At 73.1% G+C, this 17,539-nt stretch carries 17 protein-coding genes; 8 read left to right on the forward strand and 9 right to left on the reverse strand.

Annotation, left to right across the window (positions count from 1 at the left end; all coding sequences use genetic code 11):
* Nucleotides 1-6: 6 nt before the first annotated feature.
* A complete protein-coding gene (gene secA2, locus ABTW95_RS23070) occupies nt 7-2,337 on the reverse strand; it encodes an accessory Sec system translocase SecA2 (RefSeq protein ID WP_500227361.1) in 2,331 nt (776 codons plus the stop codon).
* Nucleotides 2,338-2,570: 233 nt separating this feature from the next.
* On the opposite strand from secA2, the gene ABTW95_RS23075 reads away from it, so the two are divergent.
* Complete coding sequence (locus ABTW95_RS23075; protein ID WP_396445277.1) at nt 2,571-2,708, forward strand: hypothetical protein; 138 nt, start codon at nt 2,571-2,573, stop codon at nt 2,706-2,708.
* A gap of 113 nt (nt 2,709-2,821) precedes the next feature.
* On the opposite strand, the gene ABTW95_RS23080 is transcribed toward ABTW95_RS23075, so the two are convergent.
* Nucleotides 2,822-4,045, reverse strand: a complete 1,224-nt coding sequence (locus ABTW95_RS23080; protein WP_396445278.1) for an ROK family transcriptional regulator — start codon at nt 4,043-4,045, stop codon at nt 2,822-2,824.
* Between the two features lie 253 nt (nt 4,046-4,298).
* Between ABTW95_RS23080 and ABTW95_RS23085 the strand changes: the two genes are divergently transcribed.
* The 6 genes from ABTW95_RS23085 to ABTW95_RS23110 all read left to right on the forward strand — a co-directional run bounded on the left by ABTW95_RS23085 (nt 4,299) and on the right by ABTW95_RS23110 (nt 10,259).
* On the forward strand, nt 4,299-5,570 hold the full coding sequence (locus ABTW95_RS23085; RefSeq protein WP_396445279.1) for an extracellular solute-binding protein: 1,272 nt from the start codon (nt 4,299-4,301) through the stop codon (nt 5,568-5,570).
* A gap of 21 nt (nt 5,571-5,591) precedes the next feature.
* A complete protein-coding gene (locus tag ABTW95_RS23090) occupies nt 5,592-6,563 on the forward strand; it encodes a carbohydrate ABC transporter permease (protein ID WP_500227362.1) in 972 nt (323 codons plus the stop codon).
* Entirely contained in the window at nt 6,560-7,402 is an 843-nt protein-coding gene (locus tag ABTW95_RS23095) for a carbohydrate ABC transporter permease (protein ID WP_396445281.1), read from the forward strand. Before ABTW95_RS23090 ends, ABTW95_RS23095 begins: the two co-directional genes overlap by 4 nt.
* On the forward strand, nt 7,399-8,877 hold the full coding sequence (locus tag ABTW95_RS23100; RefSeq protein WP_500227363.1) for a glycoside hydrolase family 3 protein: 1,479 nt from the start codon (nt 7,399-7,401) through the stop codon (nt 8,875-8,877). Before ABTW95_RS23095 ends, ABTW95_RS23100 begins: the two co-directional genes overlap by 4 nt.
* 107 nt (nt 8,878-8,984) lie before the next feature.
* Complete coding sequence (locus ABTW95_RS23105; protein ID WP_396445283.1) at nt 8,985-9,449, forward strand: RrF2 family transcriptional regulator; 465 nt, start codon at nt 8,985-8,987, stop codon at nt 9,447-9,449.
* Nucleotides 9,450-9,476: 27 nt separating this feature from the next.
* Entirely contained in the window at nt 9,477-10,259 is a 783-nt protein-coding gene (locus ABTW95_RS23110) for a DNA-formamidopyrimidine glycosylase family protein (RefSeq protein WP_396445284.1), read from the forward strand.
* A 132-nt stretch (nt 10,260-10,391) separates the two neighbouring features.
* Here the strand turns inward: ABTW95_RS23110 and ABTW95_RS23115 are convergent, their stop codons facing one another.
* The 4 genes from ABTW95_RS23115 to ABTW95_RS23130 all read right to left on the reverse strand — a co-directional run bounded on the left by ABTW95_RS23115 (nt 10,392) and on the right by ABTW95_RS23130 (nt 13,716).
* Complete coding sequence (locus ABTW95_RS23115) at nt 10,392-10,859, reverse strand: Dps family protein (protein ID WP_396445285.1); 468 nt, start codon at nt 10,857-10,859, stop codon at nt 10,392-10,394.
* Between the two features lie 127 nt (nt 10,860-10,986).
* Nucleotides 10,987-11,340, reverse strand: coding sequence for a helix-turn-helix domain-containing protein (locus ABTW95_RS23120; RefSeq protein ID WP_141577403.1), 354 nt, complete (start codon nt 11,338-11,340; stop codon nt 10,987-10,989).
* A gap of 111 nt (nt 11,341-11,451) precedes the next feature.
* Entirely contained in the window at nt 11,452-12,747 is a 1,296-nt protein-coding gene (locus tag ABTW95_RS23125; RefSeq protein ID WP_500227364.1) for a CinA family nicotinamide mononucleotide deamidase-related protein, read from the reverse strand.
* 456 nt (nt 12,748-13,203) lie between these two features.
* Nucleotides 13,204-13,716 (reverse strand): DUF1990 domain-containing protein, encoded by a 513-nt coding sequence (locus ABTW95_RS23130; protein WP_500227365.1) that lies wholly within the window; start codon nt 13,714-13,716, stop codon nt 13,204-13,206.
* 89 nt (nt 13,717-13,805) lie between these two features.
* Here ABTW95_RS23130 and ABTW95_RS23135 point away from each other — a divergent pair, with 89 nt between their 5' ends.
* Nucleotides 13,806-14,591, forward strand: coding sequence for an MOSC domain-containing protein (locus ABTW95_RS23135; protein WP_500227366.1), 786 nt, complete (start codon nt 13,806-13,808; stop codon nt 14,589-14,591).
* Nucleotides 14,592-14,595: 4 nt separating this feature from the next.
* On the opposite strand, the gene ABTW95_RS23140 is transcribed toward ABTW95_RS23135, so the two are convergent.
* From ABTW95_RS23140 to ABTW95_RS23150, 3 genes are read right to left on the reverse strand one after another with little or no spacing between them, the layout of a single operon-like run.
* On the reverse strand, nt 14,596-15,186 hold the full coding sequence (locus ABTW95_RS23140) for a CDP-alcohol phosphatidyltransferase family protein (RefSeq protein ID WP_500227367.1): 591 nt from the start codon (nt 15,184-15,186) through the stop codon (nt 14,596-14,598).
* Entirely contained in the window at nt 15,183-16,631 is a 1,449-nt protein-coding gene (rimO, locus tag ABTW95_RS23145) for a 30S ribosomal protein S12 methylthiotransferase RimO (protein ID WP_500227368.1), read from the reverse strand. The genes ABTW95_RS23140 and rimO overlap by 4 nt, the downstream gene beginning before the upstream one ends.
* Before the next feature lie 46 nt (nt 16,632-16,677).
* The gene (locus tag ABTW95_RS23150; protein ID WP_396445291.1) at nt 16,678-17,430 is read right to left on the reverse strand and encodes a helix-turn-helix domain-containing protein; all 753 of its coding nucleotides are present in this window, start codon (nt 17,428-17,430) and stop codon (nt 16,678-16,680) included.
* Nucleotides 17,431-17,539 lie beyond the last annotated feature (109 nt).

Genomic DNA, 17,539 nt, shown 5'->3' on the forward strand with positions numbered 1-17,539 from the left:
CGGCCGTCAGCGGCGGCGGCCCTTGAACATGCTGATCAGCCCGCGGAGGGCGCGTTCGTCCATGGAGCCGAAGGGGTTGTCGTGGACGAGGTAGGTCCAGGTGGCCGAGGGGCGCTTCAGGCCGGCGGCCTCCAGGTCGATGCCGTCCTCGGTGGCGGTCAGGGCCTCGAAGGCCGCCACCGAGCGTTTCCGGGCGTCGGACAGCAGGCGCTTGCCCGCCGGGACCGCCTCGCGGTTGAACTCGACCAGCGGGTCGAGACCGCGGCCGAGGGAGCGCAGATGGATGCCCTCGCGCAGGTCGGCCAGGTAGGCGAGGTGCTCCGCCCAGCAGCGGTCCATCTGGTAGAGGACGATCTGGCGCGCGGCGGCGGCCACCGCCTCCGCGCCGGCGGCCTTGGTCAGCTCGGCGTGCTTGTCCGGGGCCGCGGCCGCCATGGCCTTGTCGGCGGCGTCGCCGTGCAGGACGGCGGAGCGCTCGGCGAGCAGTTCGCGGCGCTGCAGCCCGATCAGGTGGTTGTAGCGCCAGGTGTTGCGGTGCAGTTCGAGGTCGACGCCTTCGGCGACGCGCTGGGCGTGGCCGACGATCCAGTGCGCGCCCTTGTCGGTGACGAGGCCGTCGTCGTCGGAGGACGCCTTGGGCTTCTCGTCGGGCGCGTAGCGGGTGACGAGGTCGTCCTGGAGGCTGGTGAAGAAGACGGAGGCGCCGGGGTCGCCCTGGCGTCCGGCGCGGCCGCGGAGCTGGTCGTCCAGGCGGCTGCTGTGGTAGCGGCCCGTGCCGATGACCAGGAGGCCGCCGGCCGCGGCGACGCGGTCGCGGTCGGAGCCCGCCGCGTCGGCGGGCGCGGTGCCGGGGGCGGCGGCCGGGCTGCCGCCGAGGCGGATGTCGGTGCCGCGGCCCGCCATCTGGGTGGAGACGGTGATCGCGCCGTACGCGCCGGCCTCCGCGATGATCGCGGCCTCCTCGGCGTCGTTCTTGGCGTTGAGGACGACCCGGTCCAGCCCGGCGCGGGCGAGGCTGCGGGCGAGGCGCTCGGACTCGGCGACGTCGCCGGTGCCGATCAGCACCGGGCGGCCGGTCGCGTGCGCGGCGGCGACCTCCTCGACGATCGCGACCTCCTTGTCGGCGGTGGTCGCGTAGAGGCGGTCGGGCCGGTCCTCGCGGACGCAGGGCCGGTTGGGCGGGATCACCGCGATCTGCAGCGAGTAGAACTCGGTCAGCTGGCCGGAAACGGCCATCGCGGTGCCGGTCATGCCGCACCGGACGGGATAGCGCCCGATCAGCTCCTGGACGGTGATCGAGTCGAGGATCTCCCCGCTCGGGGACGCTTCGAGGGCCTCCTTGGCCTCGACCGCGGCCTGGAGGCCGTCCGGCCAGCGCTGCAGGAGCGCGACCCTGCCCCGCGACTCGCTGATCAGCTTCACGGCGCCGTCCCGGACGATGTAGTCCACGTCGCGGTGGAGCAGGACCTCGGCGTGCAGGGCCACGTTGACGGCGGTGAGCGTGCGCAAGTTCTCCGGGGCGTACAGGTCGACGCCGAGGACGCGTTCCACCTCCCTCGTCCCGGCGGGCGTGAGCTGGACGTTCCGCGCCTCGTCGTCGGTCGAGTAGTGCAGGCCGGGCCGGAGCCGCCGGACGAGGTCGGCGTACCGGGGGTCGGCGGCGTCGAGGTCGGCGGCGCCCGCGAGGACGAGCGGCACCATGGCCTCGTCCACCAGCACCGAGTCGGCCTCGTCGATCAAGGCGACGGACGGCTCGGGCTGGACGACGTCGGCGGGGTCGGTGGCGAGCCTGTCCCGGAGGAGGTCGAACCCGACCTCGCTGACCGGCGCGTACGTCACGTCGGCCGCGTACGCGGCCCGCCGCTCGCCGGGGGTGGACGACTGCCCGATCCAGCCCGCGGTCACGCCGAGCATCGCGTACAGCGGGCCCATCCATTCGGCGTCGCGGCGCGCCAGGTAGTCGTTGACCGACATCACGTGCACCCGGCGGCCGCGCAGCGCGTACCCGGCGGCGGCCAGCGCCCCGGACAGGGTCTTGCCCTCCCCGGTGGCCATCTCGGCGACGTGCCCGGACAGCAGCGCCAGCGTCCCGAGCAGCTGGACGTCGAAGGGCCGCTCCCCCAGCGTCCGCCGCGCGGCCTCCCGGCCGAGGGCGCACAGCTCCGCGAGGTCCTCCTCCTCCCGCAGGGCCTCCGCGGCCGCGGTCAGCCCGGCGTCGGACAGCTCCCGGACCCGGGACTCGCGCGCGCCCGCCTCGGCCACCACGGCGCGGAAGGGCGCCAGGTCGACGCTGCCCGGCTTCTGGACGAGCCGCCGCAGCCGGTCACGCAGCGCCATGGCGGCCCCTCGGTTCTTCGTTCACGGTCCCCCCAACGGCGGATACGGGACGGTCGTTCCCTCCATGATCCCAGGGGGACCCCGGAAGCCGCCCGGGGCGCTCTACGCTGTAGGTCTGACCTCGATTTCATTCCTCGGACGGATCCCCTCGGCCCCTCTCGTTTGAGAGCATGAGGGCATCACGGGGTTTGCGGTGGCCAAGGGGAAAGCGCCACCGCGGAACGGGGTTCGGCATGACACCTACGGCACGGAAGGCCGCCGCGCTCCGGCGCAGGCGCCAGATCATCAGTCAGACCGTCATCGACCGCGCGCTCAACGACCCGCGGCGCCACAAAGAGGCCGCCGTCGCGGCGGCGGCGTCCGCCAAGTAGCCGCACCGAGCGGCGGCGAAGGAACGTTCCGCGCAAGGGAAGAGCCCCCGCCGCCCGGCCGGGGGCTCTTCCCTTGCCGCGATCTTCACGGACGCCGGCCCGGGGCACCCCGGCTAGGACGCGCCGCCCGCCGAGAAGACGTCGTCGCGGGCCTGCTGCAGCGCGGCGTACAGGGCGCCGCGGAGCACGGGGTTGCCCTCCACCTCGGTCACGGCCACGGTCGGCCTGGTCGGGCTGATCCGTCCGACGATCCGCTCTATGCGCGTGGCGAGGGGCGCGCCGCCGGCCCGGCCGAGGCTGCCCGACAGGACCACGAGCCCCGGGTCCAGGACGATGTTGACCGAGGTCACGCCGTAGGAGATGCGGGTGGCGAGCTCGTCCAGGAACGCGCCGCCGCGGTCCTCGTCGGCGGCGGCCGCGCTGACGCAGTCGAACGCGGTCGCCTCGGCGATGCCGTGCTCGTGGGCCAGGGCCCGGACCGCGTCCGCGCCGACCAGCGCCCCGTACCCGCCGGCGAGGGTCGGCTTGTTCCAGGTCGTGGACTCGGTGACGCCCTCGTCCATCGGGCCGCGGCGGGCGGCGCCGAACGGCAGCGGCGCGCCCGGCACCGGCAGGTAGCCGATCTCCCCGGCGCCGCCCCACCGGCCGCGGTGCAGCCGGCCGCCCAGCATGACCGACAGGCCCATGCCGCGGTCGAACCACATGAGCGCGAAGTCGTCGGCGCCCCGCGCGGAGCCGTAGGCCCGCTCGGCGATGGCGGCGAGGTTGACGTCGTTCTCGATGGTCACCGGCCGGCGCAGGTCGGTGCGCAGCGCGGCGAGGACGCCCTCGTGCCAGGACGGCAGGTCGAAGGCGAACTGGACGTCGCCCGAGCGCGGGTCGACGACGCCGGGCGTCCCGATGACGAAGGCGCTCAGCCGCGACACGGCGACCTTGGCGGAGCGGCACGCCTTGACCACGGCGTTGTGCACCGCCTTCACCGGCTCGTCGGCGCCGTTCGGGTCCACGGTGACCTGGGCGGCGATGCGCCCGGTGATGTCGGCGACGCCGGCGGTGATCCCGTCCGGCCCCACTTCGAGCCCGGCGACGTAGGCGCTGGACGGGACGACCGCGTACAGGGCGGCGTTGGGCCCCCGGCCCCCGGCCTGCTCGCCGACGACCGAGACGAGGCCGCGGTCCTCCAGTCTCGACAACAGCTGCGAGGCGGTTACCTTCGATAGCCCGGTGTGCTCGCCGATCTGCGCGCGGGTCAGCGGGCCCTGCTCGACGAGCAGGTCCAGCGCCGCGCGGTCGTTGAGCTCACGCAGCAGCCTCGGCGTTCCCGGGCGTCTGGCCATGCCGGCCCCCTCGATGTCTCAATCCGCTAACGAGCAGTTTTGTTTAGGAAAGTTTCTTGTTAGTTTACGCCCAAGCGCCGACCGGTCCGGTACCCCGGGCCGGGGGCGCGCGCAGAGCGCGGACCGGCGAGCAGGGTGCCCGCGAGCGATGCGGAAGCGAGAGGGACATGGCCAGGACCTTAAAGGGTCGGAGCCGTATCCCCGGTAAGCGGGCCACAAGGCCGCGCGAGGCGATGCCGGAAAGGATCCCCCAGTGAAGTACATCAAGGTTGCGGCCGCGGCGGCCGCGATCGCCCTGGCCGCCACGGCCTGCGGCGGCGAGAAGAAGGACGACGCGGCCGACGCCGGCAAGGACCCGGCGCAGCTCAAGGTCTGGATGATGGGCGACGGGACGCCCGAGCAGACCAAGTTCCTCGACTCCGTCGAGACGGAGTTCAAGCAGAAGCACCCGAGCACCGACGTCCAGATCAAGTACGTGCCGTGGCCGCAAGTCGCCACCACGTTCCAGAAGGCGGCCGCCGGCGGCGAGGGCCCGGACGTCACCGAGCTCGGCAACACCGACGTCCAGTCCCACATCGAGCAGGGCAGCCTGGCCGACATCACCGACGAGTTCAACGGCTGGGCGGACGGCAAGACCCTCAACAAGACCGCGCTCGGCAACGACACCAGCGACGGCAAGATCTACGCGGTGCCGTGGTACGGCGGCGTCCGCGGCATCTGGTACCGCACCGACTGGTTCCAGGAGCTCGGCATCCAGCAGCCGAAGACCTGGGCGGAGCTGACCGCCGCGGCGAAGAAGGTGCAGGACGCCAAGAAGGTGCCCGGCATCGGCATCCCGAGCGACCAGACCAACGCCCTGCTCAGCTTCATCTGGGGCAACAACGGCGCCGTGGCCGTCGAGGACGGCAACGGCGGCTGGAAGGGCCAGCTCGACCAGCCGCAGGCGATCGAGGCCGTCAAGTACTACGCCGGCCTGGTCAGCACCGAGAAGGTCGCGCCCGAGAAGTACATCGGCAAGAACGAGCTGGAAGGCCCGCAGCGCGACTTCGCCCTCGGCAAGCTCGGCATGTACATCGACGGCAGCTGGGCCCTGAAGGAGATGAAGAAGGTCTCCGCCAAGAACGCCGACAAGTGGGGCGTCTTCCCGATCCCGAGCAAGACCGGCGGCAACGCCCCGGTCATGGCGGGCGGCTCCGACCTCGCCGTCTGGAAGGACAGCAAGGCCAAGGCGGCGGCCTTCGACTACATCACGGTCCTGAACAACGCCAAGAACGCCAAGGGGTGGGCCGACTACAGCGGCTTCTCGTCCATGCGCTCGGACGTGAAGTTCACCGACCCGAAGCTGGAGATCTTCACCCAGATCGCCACCAACACCAAGTTCCCCCCGATCGGCCCCGGCTGGGCCGAGTTCGAGCAGGCCAAGAAGGTGCTGCCGAACACGGTCAAGGCGATCATGCAGGGCAAGAACGCCGATGAGCAGATGAAGAAGGCGAACGAGCAGGCCAACACCCTGCTGAACCCGTAGTACCGGCTGATCGGAACGTCCATGCTCGACACCGCTCCCGCGGTGCGGAGAGCGCCCGGCCGGAGGACCTCCGGCCGGGCGCGCCCCGGCCGCCGGCCCCGTTTCGGGCCCTACCTGCTGATCGCACCGACCGTGCTCGTGATCGCCGTCCTGATGTTCTGGCCGATGATCCAGATCGGGATCATGTCGTTCCAGAAGGTCGGCAACCGCCAGCTGCGCGGCGAGCCGGCCGAGCAGGTGGGCGCCGAGAACTTCGACAAGATCCTCAACGACCCGTTCTTCTGGCAGACCTTCGAGCACACCGTGCTGTTCGCCGTCGTCGCGGTGACCCTGACCCTGGTCGTCGGGACGCTGGTGGGGCTGCTGCTCAACAAGCTCGGCAGGAAGATGTCGGGCTTCGTCGCCGGCGGCGTGATGGTCGCCTGGGCGACCCCGCCGGTCACCGCGGCGATCATCTTCAGCTGGCTGTTCGGCACCACCGGCGGCCTCGTGAACTGGTTCCTCGACCTGCTGCCCGACGCCCTCGTCGGCGGCGGCTGGCTCGACTACAACTGGTTCGCCACCCCGCTGTCGACCTACACCGTGCTGACCGTGTGCGTGGTGTGGCAGGCGTGCCCGTTCATCGCCGTGTCCGTCCTGGCCGGGCTGAAGAGCGTCCCCGGCGAGCTGTACGAGGCGGCCCGGGTGGACGGCTCCGGCCCGTGGCGGACGTTCTGGAGCATCACCTACCCGATGCTCAAGCCGATCTTCATGGTGCTGCTGGTCATGTCGATCATCTGGGACTTCAAGGTCTTCACGCAGCTGTTCATCATGTCCGGGCTGGCCAACCGCGACGCGTTCAACCTGTCGCTGTACGCCTACTCCGAGGCGTTCGGGTCGCTCAATCCGAAGCTCGGCATGGGCTCGGCGATCGCGCTCGTGCTCACGTTCATCCTGCTCATCGTCACCGCCCTGTACGTGCGGGTCATGGTCCGCCAGGGGGAGACGCGATGAGGACCTCGCTGCCGCGCAAGATCCTGCTGAACGGGACGGGCCTGCTCGTCTTCGCGATCGCGGTCTTCCCCGTCTTCTGGATGGCGTCCACCGCGTTCAAGCCGAACAACGAGATCTTCAGCACGACGCCGAAACCGCTCCCCGCCCACCCGACGCTCAAGCACTTCGACCTGGTGCTGAACGGCGGCATCGCCGAGGTCTCCTTCTGGGAGTACTTCGCCAACAGCGCGATCCTCGCCGTCGTCACCGTGCTCGCGTCCGGCCTGCTCGCGCTGATGGCCGCGACCGCCGTCGCCCGGTTCCGCTTCCGCTTCCGCACCACCTTCCTGGTGATGCTGCTGGTGGTGCAGATGGTGCCGCTGGAGGCGCTCGTCATCCCGCTGTTCCTCGACCTGAAGCGGCTCGACCTGCTGAACAGCCTGGCGGGCCTCTCGCTCGTCTACATCGGGTTCGCGGTGCCGTTCGCGATCTGGATGCTGCGCGGGTTCGTCGCCGCGGTGCCGCGCGAGCTGGAGGAGGCCGCCGCGATCGACGGCGCCGGCCCGGTCCGGACGTTCTTCACCGTCCTGCTCCCGCTGGTCGCGCCCGGACTCGTGGCGACCAGCATCTTCTCCTTCATCACCGCCTGGAACGAGTTCATCTTCGCCTACACGTTCCTGGAAGACCAGAACAAGTACACCTTGCCGATCATGCTGCAGTTCTTCTTCGGCCGCAGCGGCAACGCCTGGGGGCCCATCATGGCAGCGTCCACGCTGCTCACCATTCCCGTCATCGCCTTCTTCCTGCTCGTCCAGCGCCGCATGGTGTCCGGCCTCACCGCCGGGGCGGTGAAGGGGTGACGACCGACGACATCGCGACCACGGCGGAGATCGCCCGGCTGGCCCGCGGCACGCTGCTCCCGTCCTTCCCCGGGGCGACCGCGCCGCGCTGGCTGCTGGACGAGCTGGAGGCCGGCCTCGGCGGCGTCACGCTCTTCGCCCTCACCGGCAACGTGCCGAGCCCCGAGTCGCTCGCCGCGCTCACCGCGCAGCTGCGCAAGGCGGGCGACCCGTTCATCACGATCGACGAGGAGGGCGGCGACGTCACCCGGCTCGGCGGCCACGCCACCGGCAGTCCCTACCCGGGCAACGCGGCGCTCGGCGCCGTGGACGACCCGGAGCTGACCCGGCGCATCTACCGCTCCATGGGCGCGGAGCTGGCCGAGGTCGGCGTCAACTTCAACTTCGCGCCGTCGGTGGACGTCAACACCGCCGACGACAACCCGGTGATCGGCACCCGCTCGTTCGGCTCCGACCCCGAGCTGGTCGCCCGGCACGCCGCCGCGTCCGTCACCGGGACGCAGGAGGCGGGCGTCGCCGCCTGCGCGAAGCACTTCCCCGGCCACGGCGCCACGGTGGACGACTCGCACCTGTCGATCCCGCTCGTGGACGCCGACCTGGAGCTGCTGGACCGCCGCGAGCTGGTCCCGTTCCGGGCGGCGATCGCCGCCGGCACCCGCGCGGTGATGACCGGCCACCTGAACCTGCCGGCGATCACCGGGGGCGCGCCGGCGACCCTGTCGCACGCCGCGATCACCGGGCTGCTGCGCGAGCGGCTCGGCTACTCGGGCGTGATCGTCACCGACGCGCTCGACATGGAGGGCGCGAGCGGCGCGATCGGCATCCCGGAGGCGTCCGTGCGGGCCCTCGCCGCGGGCGCCGACCTGCTGTGCCTCGGCCCGCGCGAGCACGCGGAGACCGTCCAGGCGACCCTCGGCGCGATCGACGCGGCCGTCCGCACCGGGCGGCTGTCCATGGGCCGGCTGCTGGACGCCGCGGAGCGCACGGCGCGGCTCAAGGAGTGGCTCGCCGGGCAGGGCGCCGCCGCGGTGGACCGCGCCGCCGGGATGGAGGCCGCGCGCCGCGCCGTGCGCGTCACGGGAGCGCTCCCAGGCTGGACCGGGCCGCCCCTGGTCGTCGAGACCGAGTCGACCGGCAACATCGCCGTCGGACCGACCCCGTGGGGACTGCACCCGTGGGCGCCCGACGCCGTGCGGGCCGACGGCTCGGACGGGGCGGCCGAGCGCGTCCTCGCGCGCGCCGAGGGGCGCGGGCTGATCGTCGTCCTGCGCGACGCGCACCGGCACGCGGCCCAGCGCGCCCTCACCACGGCCCTGCTCACCGCCCGCCCCGACACCGTCGTGGTGGAGATGGGCCTGCCCGTCTGGCGCCCCGGATCGGCCGTCTACCTGGCCACCTACGGCGCCGCCGCCGCCAACGCCCAGGCCGCCGCCGAGATCCTCGGGCTGACCGGCGCGCCGGGCTCGGCCGGCTAGACCCGTGGCGCGCCCGCCGGAGGACAGAGCCCGGTTCCGGCGGGCGCGTCACGCCGCCCGCGGCGCCGGATGCCCGACTGGTCCCATCGGCCAGGGATAATACGTTCATGCGATTGTCCGCCCGGGTCGATTACGCGTTGCGCGCCGCCGCGGAGCTGGCGGTCGCCGGGAGTCACCCGGTGACCGCGGTGCAGCTCGCCGAGGCGCAGCAGATCCCGCCCAAATTCCTCGAGAACATCCTCGGCCAGCTGCGCCGCTCCGGCCTCGTCCGGAGCCAGCGGGGCCCCGAGGGCGGCTACTGGCTGGCGCGGCCCGCGGAGCGGATCTCCCTCGCCGACATCATCCGCGCCATCGACGGGCCGCTGCTCGGCGTCCGGGGCGAGCGCCCCGAGCACGTCGGGTACGAGGGGCCGGCGCGGTCCCTGCAGGAGGTGTGGATCGCGCTGCGCGCCAGCGAACGCTCGATCCTGGAGCAGGTCACGCTCGCGCACATCGCGTCCGGGGAACTGCCCCCCGCCGTCCAGAAGCTCACCGAGGACCCGGCCGCCTGGGAGAGCCCCTCCCTGATCTGAGCCCCGCCCGCGGAGGAGGCACGGCCCATGCCGGAAGGGGACGTCGTCTGGCTGACGGCCCGGCGGCTGCGCGAGGCGCTCACCGGGCGGGTGCTCGCGCGCTCGGACTTCCGCGTCCCCCGGTACGCCACCGCCGACCTGCGCGGGCGGACCGTCCTGGACACCGTCCCGCGCGGCAAGCACCTGCTCACCCGGGTCGAGGACGGGCTCACCGTCCACACGCACCTGCTGATGGAGGGGCGCTGGCAGATCCGCCGGGCGGGCCCCGCCCCGCGCGACCACAGGGTCCGCCTCGTGCTGGCGAACGCGGAGTGGCAGGCGGTCGGCTACTCGCTCGGCCTGGTCGAGCTGCTGCGCACCGCCGAGGAGGACCGGGCGGTCGGCCACCTCGGGCCCGACCTGCTCGACCCGTCCTGGGGCCCCGGGACCGCCGCCGAGGCCGTCGCGCGGCTGGGCGAGCAGCCCGCGCGGCCCATCGGCGAGGCCCTGCTCGACCAGACGCGGCTCGCCGGGATCGGCAACGTCTACAAGGCCGAGGTCCTGTTCCTGCGGGGCGTGAACCCGTGGGCGCGGGTCGGGGACGTCCCCGGCCTGCCGGCGCTCGTGGAGCTGTCTCACCGGCTCCTGGACGCCAACAAGGACCGGCACGGCCACATCACCACCGGCGACCGGGGGCGCGGGCGGGAGCACTGGGTGTACGGGCGGGCCGGGCGCCCCTGCCGGCGCTGCGGGACGCGGATCGAGCGGGCCGAGCAGACCGGCGGGCGCGTCACGTTCTGGTGCCCCCGCTGCCAGCCCGCCCCGCGGTAGCCGGGCGGGAGCGGCGGGCGGACGCGGAAAGGCCCCGGCCCCCGCCGAACGGATCGGCGGGGGCCGGGGCCATCGCACCCGGGTCCGGTTCGCGCCGGGATCGCGGCGGCGCGGCGCGGGCCCGGTGGCGGGTCAGGTCTGGGCCTGGAACATCCAGTGCTGCTTCTCCAGCTCGGCGGTGATGCCGATGAGCAGGTCCTGGGTGACCTGGTCAGGCTCGTCGGTCGCGGCGATGCGCTCCCGGAAACGCGCGATCATCTGGGCCAGGATGTCGGTGATCGCGGCGACGACCTTGTCGTCGTCCAGGTAGCCGGCCTCCAGCTGCGGCAGCTCGGTGCGATCGGCGACCGTGCGGGCACGGCCGTCGGGGTTCACGCCGATCGCGACCGCGCGCTCGGCCACGTCGTCCTGGCCGGTGCGGGCGAGGGCGACCACCTCGTCCAGGTGCTCGTGCACGACCTTGAAATTGCGTCCGGTCAGGTTCCAGTGCGCCTGTTTGGCCACCAGGGCGAGATCGATGAGGTCGATGAGTGCGCCCTGCAGGGCCTGCCCGACCACCTTCACCGCATCGTCGGGAAGCGGGCTCTTGACCGTCGCCATTGTCGGGTTCCTTCCGCGTCGTTACCTTGTCCCGTACAACACGGAAAGATCCCCAGAAATGTCGCGCTCATGCGTGAGGCCGCGCACACCCGCGGCCTCTGATCAGGCATGAACGCAGGGGAGCGGGTCAGGCCGCGACCATGTCGGCGCGGAACTCCCCGGTGATCTCCTCCGGCGTCTCCGGAATGCTCTCGGCGGAAATGCGCTCGTGCTCCGGCGCGCCCGCCATGACGGGCTCGTGCTGCAGCTCGGCGAGGGCGAGCTGATCCGCGACTTCCCTCAGCACGTGCGACAGCGGGACGCCCAGGGCTTTGCAGATCGAGGACAGCAGCTCCGAGGATGCCTCCTTCTGTCCCCGCTCGACCTCGGAGAGATAGCCGAGTGACACCCGCGCCGCCGCGGACACCTCACGGAGGGTGCGTCCCTGGCGCAGCCGCAGCTGCCGCAGTACGTCACCGAGCAGCTGGCGAAGCAGGACCATCGTCTCGCTCCCTCCCTCAGTTCGGACCATCTGCCGGTTCCACCGTACCCGCCTTGACGGTGACCATGGCAGACCGTTGATTTCGTGTTCGCTCGGAACGTAACGCTGTAATCAGTCCCGGTCTTCCCGATCTGCCTGAGCCTCCTCGCTCTCACCCTCGGCGTCAAGCCCCAGCAGGACGCGTCTCAGCAGCTCAAGGGCGTGCACGACGGTCATCCGCCGGATCACCGCGCGGATCTCCGGTCCGGCGCCCGACACGGGGAGTTTCGGGCTCGCCACAGTGCGCGAGTTACCGGGACCGGCCACGCCGATATAGACCGTTCCCACGGGGCGGCCGTCCTGCGTGTCGGGGCCGGCGACGCCGGTGACGGCGAGCCCGTAGGTCGCGCCGACCGCGTCGCGCACGCCCGCGGCCATCGCGGCGGCCACGTCCGGGTGGACGGCGCCGTGCTCGGCGAGCAGGTCCGCCGGGACGCCGAGCAGCCGCTCCTTCGCCTCCGTCGCGTACGTCACCAGGCCGCCCGCGTAGGTGGCGGACGAGCCGGGCATCGCGGTCAGCTCGGCGCCGATGAGCCCGCCGGTCACCGACTCCGCCGCCGCGACCGTCTCCCCGCGGGCGGCGAGCAGCCGGTGGACGACCCGGTCCAGCGTCTCGTCCTCGGCCCCGTAGACGGCCGAGCCCAGCAGCCTCCGGACGTGCGCCTCCACGCCCTCCAGCCGCCCGGCGGCGTCCGGCCCGGTCACGGTGATCCGGATCTTCACCTCGGCGGGGTCGGGCAGGTAGGCGAGCTTCACGCCGTCCATCGCCTCGACCTCGGCGAGCCGCGCCGCCACGGCCGACTCCCACATCCGCGCGGTGCGCAGCGTCCGGCGCGCGACCGCGGGCAGCCCGGCGACGCGGACCAGCTCCGGCAGCACCGCCTCGTCCATGATCGTGCGCATCTCGAACGGGACGCCGGGCAGCGCGTACACGACCCCGCCGGGCAGCTCGACGCGCAGGCCGGGCGCCGAGCCCGCGGAGTTCGCCAGCACCCGCGCGCCCTTCGGCACGTCGGCCATGCGCAGCGCCATCGGCTGCAGCTCGCGGCCGGCGCGGGCGACCCGCTCGCGCAGCCGCCGCTCCAGGCCGGGGTCGCGGACGAGCGGGACCCCCGCCGCCGCGGCGAGCGCGTCCCGGGTGAGGTCGTCGTAGGTGGGCCCCAGCCCGCCGGTGGTGATCACCGCGTCGGCCCGCTCGAGCGCCGACGTCACGGCCGCCGCGATCACGTCCGGCTCGTCGCCCACCACGACGCTGCGGGTGACGTCCACGCCGTGGTCGGCGAGGCGCCGGCCGAGCCAGGCCGCGTTGCCGTTGACCGTGTCGCCGAGGAGCAGCTCGTCCCCGACCGTGAGCAGTTCGATTCGCATGGCGTCCGAATCTACCGGCGCCCGCCCGCGACGGCCTCGGCGCGCCCCCGGTTCACCGTGAAAATCGGCCGAATGAGGACGGAAGCGCCGCGCGGGTGTTCGAACCGGTCCAACGGCCCATCACCTTTTCCGTCGCCGCGGGAAAGAGGCGGCCGCGCTTTGTCCGCCGGGACGGGACCGCTTCCGCCACGCCGCGCGGAGAAGACGCCCGGGTGGACGCGCATCGTCGCCGCGCGGCATTGACCTGCGGTCCAACAATGCCGAGAAGCCCAGGTCACATTGTGAGTCAAAACTCATTTGATCGATTCGTCCGCACGGACGCGGGCGGGGATAATCGAATCGCGTGGCGCCCGCGAACCGGGGCCGCGGGACCACGACCGGGGTGGGCGTGGCCTCGCGGCCGCCCGCGGGCGCCACGGCCCGTCCGCAGCCCCCCGCGCCGGGGGCGGCAATCGCTCAGGGGCGCGCCAGCCGGCGCAGCACGGCGCCGCAGCGGCGGGCGTAACGGCGCTGGAACGCCGGCCCGAGCGGGCCCGCCAGCCGCACCGCGGCCGCCGCCGGGCGGCTGAACGCCGTGACGGTCAGCCACACGTCGTCCTCCTCGTCCCGGTGCACGACGAACGACTCCTCGCCCGACTCCGGATGCCCCGGCAGCGTCCCGTACGCCCACCCGGCGCAGCGGTCCTCCTCGCGGGTCCACACGATCCGGCAGGGCGCGCGCAGCCGCAGCGGGCCGAGCCCGAGCCCGAGCACGACGGTGACGCCGGGGGCCGCGCGCGGAGCCGAGGCGTCCACCCGGAGCGGCAGCGCCCGGTGCATCCAGAACTCCATGAGCGCGTCGGCCGCGTTCCGGAAGACCTCCGGGCCGCTCCCGACCGGCGTGCGCTCGCGCAGATGCCGGTACCCGGCCGGGCGCTCCGCGTCACGCGTCGCGCCGACCTCGGCGTACGTGAAGTCCAGTGCCGTCACCGGCCTTTCACCCCCAAGCTGACGAATCGCCGTCAAGTATCGCCGCTTCCCCTGGCCCGCGCGGGCGGGGGCCGCGTAGCGTCCGGCACATGACCGCCATCGTGGCCGGACTCAACGTCTTCCCCCTCAAGAGCGCGGGCGGCGTCGCGCTCGCCGAGGCCGAGCTGACGCCCACCGGGCTGCGGCACGACCGCGAGTTCATGCTCGTCCGCCCGGACGGGCGGCACCTGTCGCAGCGGGAGATCCCCGAGCTGGCCCTGCTCCGGCCCGTCTTCGACGGCGTGAAGCTCACCGTCTCCAGCCCGCTGGCGGGCACGCCGCTGGTGTGCGAGGCGGCGGACGGCCCGGCGCTCGACGTCACCGTCCACAAGCGCCCCTGCCGGGGAGTCGACCAGGGCGACGACGCGGCCCGCTGGTTCTCGGCCGCGCTCGGCGCCCCGTGCCGCCTCGTCCGGTTCACCGGCACGCGGCCCACCCCGCTCGGCGGCGGGACGCTCGCGTTCGCCGACGGCTACCCGGTCTCGGTGCTGTCCGCCGAGTCGCTGGACGACCTCAACAGGCGGGTCGGGGAACCGCTGCCGATGTCCCGGTTCCGGCCCAACATCGTCCTGCGCGGCCTCGGCCCCTACGGGGAGGACGCCGCCACCCGGCTGCGCGGCGCCGCCGCCGAGATCGAGCTGGTCCGGCCGGCGGACCGCTGCATGATCGTCAACACCGATCAGGAGACCGCCCGGCGCTCCCCCGGAACGCTCCGCGCGCTCGCCCGCTACCGCCTCGCCCGGTTCGGCGGCGCCCGCGGGATCATGTTCGGCCGCCTCGGCGTCCCCCGCGCGACGGGCGTCCTGCGCGTCGGCGACGAACTGGCCGTGTCCTAGGCGGTCAGGACGCGCGGGGCGCGCGGCGCAGCCGCCACGCGCGGACGAGGTAGTCCGCGCCGGTGACGACGGTGACGACGAGGGCGGCGCCCATGGTGATCCAGCGGACGTAGTCGAGCGGGCCGGGCAGGATGTAGAAGCCGATGGCGACGACCTGCAGCATCGTCTTCAGCTTCCCGCCCTTGCTCGCCGGGATCACGCCGTACCGGATCACCACGAAGCGCAGCACGGTGATGCCGATCTCGCGGACCATGATCGCGGCGGTCACCCACCACCACAGCTCCCCCATCAGCGACAGGCTGACCAGCGCGGCGCCGGTGAGCGCCTTGTCGGCGATCGGGTCGGCGATCTTGCCGAAGTCGGTGACGATGCCGCGGGCCCGCGCGATGTCCCCGTCGATCTTGTCGGTGATGGAGGCGGCCGCGAACACCGCGAACGCGGCGAGCCGCCAGCCGGTGCCGTCCAGGAACAGCAGCCACACGAAGACCGGGACCAGCACGATCCGGATCATCGTCAGGGCGTTGGCGATGTTCCACACCCCCGCGGGGGGCGGCTCCGGGGCGCCGGCGACCGGCCCCGTGGCATCCGCGATCATGCGGTGCCCGCGATCGGGCCCGCGATCGGTTCCGCGACCAGGTCCACGCCGTCGCTCCCGGTGACGCGCGCCTCGACGATCTCGCCCAGCGCCAGGCCCTCGCCGCGGACGAGGACCGTCCCGTCCACCTCCGGCGCCTGGTGCTCGGCGCGCCCCTCGAAGCCGCCCCGCCCGTCCTCCGGCAGGGCCTTGTCCTCCAGCAGGACGCGGACGGCCGAGCCGATCCGGTCCTCGGCCCGCTGCGCCGTCAGCTCCTCGGCGAGCCCGGACAGCTCGTCGACGCGGCGGGCGACCTCGGCCGGGTCGAGCTTGCCGTCCAGGCCGGCGGCCTCCGTGCCGTCCTCGTCGGAGTAGCCGAACACGCCGATCGCGTCCAGCCGCGCGGCGCCCAGGAACTCCGCCAGCTCCTCGAAGTCGTCCTCGGTCTCGCCGGGGAAGCCGACGATGAAGTTGGACCGCACGCCCGCCTCGGGGGCGAGCTCGCGGATCTGGTCGAGCAGCCCGAGGAACCGCTCCCGGTCGCCGAACCGCCGCATCGAGCGCAGCACCGGGCCGGACGCGTGCTGGAACGACAGGTCGAAGTAGGGGGCGACGCCGGGCGTGCCGCAGATCGCCTCGATGAGTCCGGGCCGGGTCTCGGCGGGCTGCAGGTAGCTCACCCGGACGCGCTCGATGCCGTCCACGGCGGCGAGGCGGGGCAGCAGCCTCTCCAGCGCGCGCAGATCGCCGAGGTCCTTGCCGTAGGACGTCGAGTTCTCGCTGACGAGGACTACCTCGCGGACGCCGTGCCCGGCGAGCCAGCGCGCCTCCTCCAGCACCTCCGCCGGCGGGCGCGAGACGTACGCGCCGCGGAACGCGGGGATCGCGCAGAACGTGCAGCGCCGGTCGCAGCCGGACGCCAGCTTCAGCGGCGCGACCGGGCCGCCGCCGAGCCGCCGCCGCAGCACCCGGGGGCCGGACGCGGGCGCCACCCCGTCCGGCAGGTCGGCCGGGGCGCCGTGCCCGGGGACCGCCACGTGCGACGCCGGCCGGTCCACCGGGCTGATCGGCAGCAGGGTGCGGCGGTCGCGGGGGGTGTGCGCCTCCCGCCTGCGGCCCGCCATCACGTCGTCGAGCCGCTCGGCGATGCCCTCGTAGTCGTCGAAGCCGAGCACCGCGTCGGCCTCCGGCAGCGCCTCGGCCAGCTCCCTGCCGTACCGCTCGGCCATGCAGCCGGCCGCAACCACCTTGGCGCCCGAGTCGTGCGCGGCGAGCAGCGTGTCGATGGAGTCCTTCTTCGCGGCCTCGATGAACCCGCAGGTGTTGACGACCACGACGTCCGCGCCGTCGGCGCCGTCGGCCAGGTCCCAGCCGGCGTTCTCGATGCGCGCGGCGAGTTCCTCGGAGTCGACCTCGTTGCGTGCGCAGCCGAGCGTGATGAGCGAGACCTTGCGGCGAGTGGACATGCCCCTAAAGGTAATGGGCCCCGGCGCCGGGACGTACCGGCGGCCCCTACGCGGGCTCGGGGTCGTTCTTGTCGAAGCTCAGCCGCTGCACGCCCTCGCCCTTGCCGGGCGAGCCGATGTCCTTGCCGTTCACGGTCAGGTCGACGCTGCCGCCGACGCCGATCACGAGCTTGACCTTCTTCTTGGCGGTGAACTCCTTCTCATCGCCCTTGTGCAGGGTGCCGATGAACAGCGTCCTGCCCTTGTCGCCGATGACGTTCAGCCACGTGGTGCGCTTGGCCTCAAGCCGCACCTCGACCTTCGTGCGCGGGGCCTCCGCGATGGGCGCGCCGGTCTTCGGCGCGGACGCGGACGGCGACGGGGAGGGCGGCGCGGGCGTCCCGGCGACCTGCTGCGCGGTGCGCTGCTCGCCGCCGCCGTCGTGCCCGACCACCTGGACGACGCCGTAGATGACGACGAGGGCGAGCGCGAAGGCCATCGCGGCGCTCCAGTTCGGCGCCTTGCGCTCCCGGAACGCGACGGGCTGCTCCGGCTCGAACGCCGACACCGCCGAGACGGGCTGCGGGGCGCCGCCGTGCGCGGCGTCGAACTCGGCGACGAGCGGCTCCGGGTCGATGCCGATGACCCGGCAGATGCTGCGGATATGACCGCGGGCGTAGAAGTTGCCACCGCAGAGCGAGAAATCGTCGGCCTCCATGCCGCGGATGACGGTTTCCCGTATCCGCGTCTGGAGACTGACCTGTGTCACCGAGAGACCGGCTCGCTCGCGCTCCTCCGCCAAGGTCTCACCGATGCTCACCTCGGGCCTCCTTTGGGGGCACTCGTGGCCGATCTTCAGGGACACCAGTCTAGGAACGGGAATGCCCGCTGGGCGACAGCCGACACGTTCGAAACAGGGCAAGATTTCG

The organism is Spirillospora sp. NPDC127506 (assembly GCF_040302145.1).
Taxonomy (GTDB): Bacteria; Actinomycetota; Actinomycetes; order Streptosporangiales; family Streptosporangiaceae; genus Spirillospora.

Bases quoted from the DNA above. Each gene is read 5' to 3' on its own strand.
- secA2 (WP_500227361.1), bottom strand. From the start codon at position 2,337: ATGGCGCTGCGTGACCGGCTGCGGCGGCTCGTCCAGAAGCCGGGCAGC.
- ABTW95_RS23075 (WP_396445277.1), top strand. From the start codon at position 2,571: ATGACACCTACGGCACGGAAGGCCGCCGCGCTCCGGCGCAGGCGCCAG.
- ABTW95_RS23080 (WP_396445278.1), bottom strand. From the start codon at position 4,045: ATGGCCAGACGCCCGGGAACGCCGAGGCTGCTGCGTGAGCTCAACGAC.
- ABTW95_RS23090 (WP_500227362.1), top strand. From the start codon at position 5,592: ATGCTCGACACCGCTCCCGCGGTGCGGAGAGCGCCCGGCCGGAGGACC.
- ABTW95_RS23095 (WP_396445281.1), top strand. From the start codon at position 6,560: ATGAGGACCTCGCTGCCGCGCAAGATCCTGCTGAACGGGACGGGCCTG.
- ABTW95_RS23105 (WP_396445283.1), top strand. From the start codon at position 8,985: ATGCGATTGTCCGCCCGGGTCGATTACGCGTTGCGCGCCGCCGCGGAG.
- ABTW95_RS23110 (WP_396445284.1), top strand. From the start codon at position 9,477: ATGCCGGAAGGGGACGTCGTCTGGCTGACGGCCCGGCGGCTGCGCGAG.
- ABTW95_RS23115 (WP_396445285.1), bottom strand. From the start codon at position 10,859: ATGGCGACGGTCAAGAGCCCGCTTCCCGACGATGCGGTGAAGGTGGTC.
- ABTW95_RS23120 (WP_141577403.1), bottom strand. From the start codon at position 11,340: ATGGTCCTGCTTCGCCAGCTGCTCGGTGACGTACTGCGGCAGCTGCGG.
- ABTW95_RS23125 (WP_500227364.1), bottom strand. From the start codon at position 12,747: ATGCGAATCGAACTGCTCACGGTCGGGGACGAGCTGCTCCTCGGCGAC.
- ABTW95_RS23135 (WP_500227366.1), top strand. From the start codon at position 13,806: ATGACCGCCATCGTGGCCGGACTCAACGTCTTCCCCCTCAAGAGCGCG.
- ABTW95_RS23140 (WP_500227367.1), bottom strand. From the start codon at position 15,186: ATGATCGCGGATGCCACGGGGCCGGTCGCCGGCGCCCCGGAGCCGCCC.
- rimO (WP_500227368.1), bottom strand. From the start codon at position 16,631: ATGTCCACTCGCCGCAAGGTCTCGCTCATCACGCTCGGCTGCGCACGC.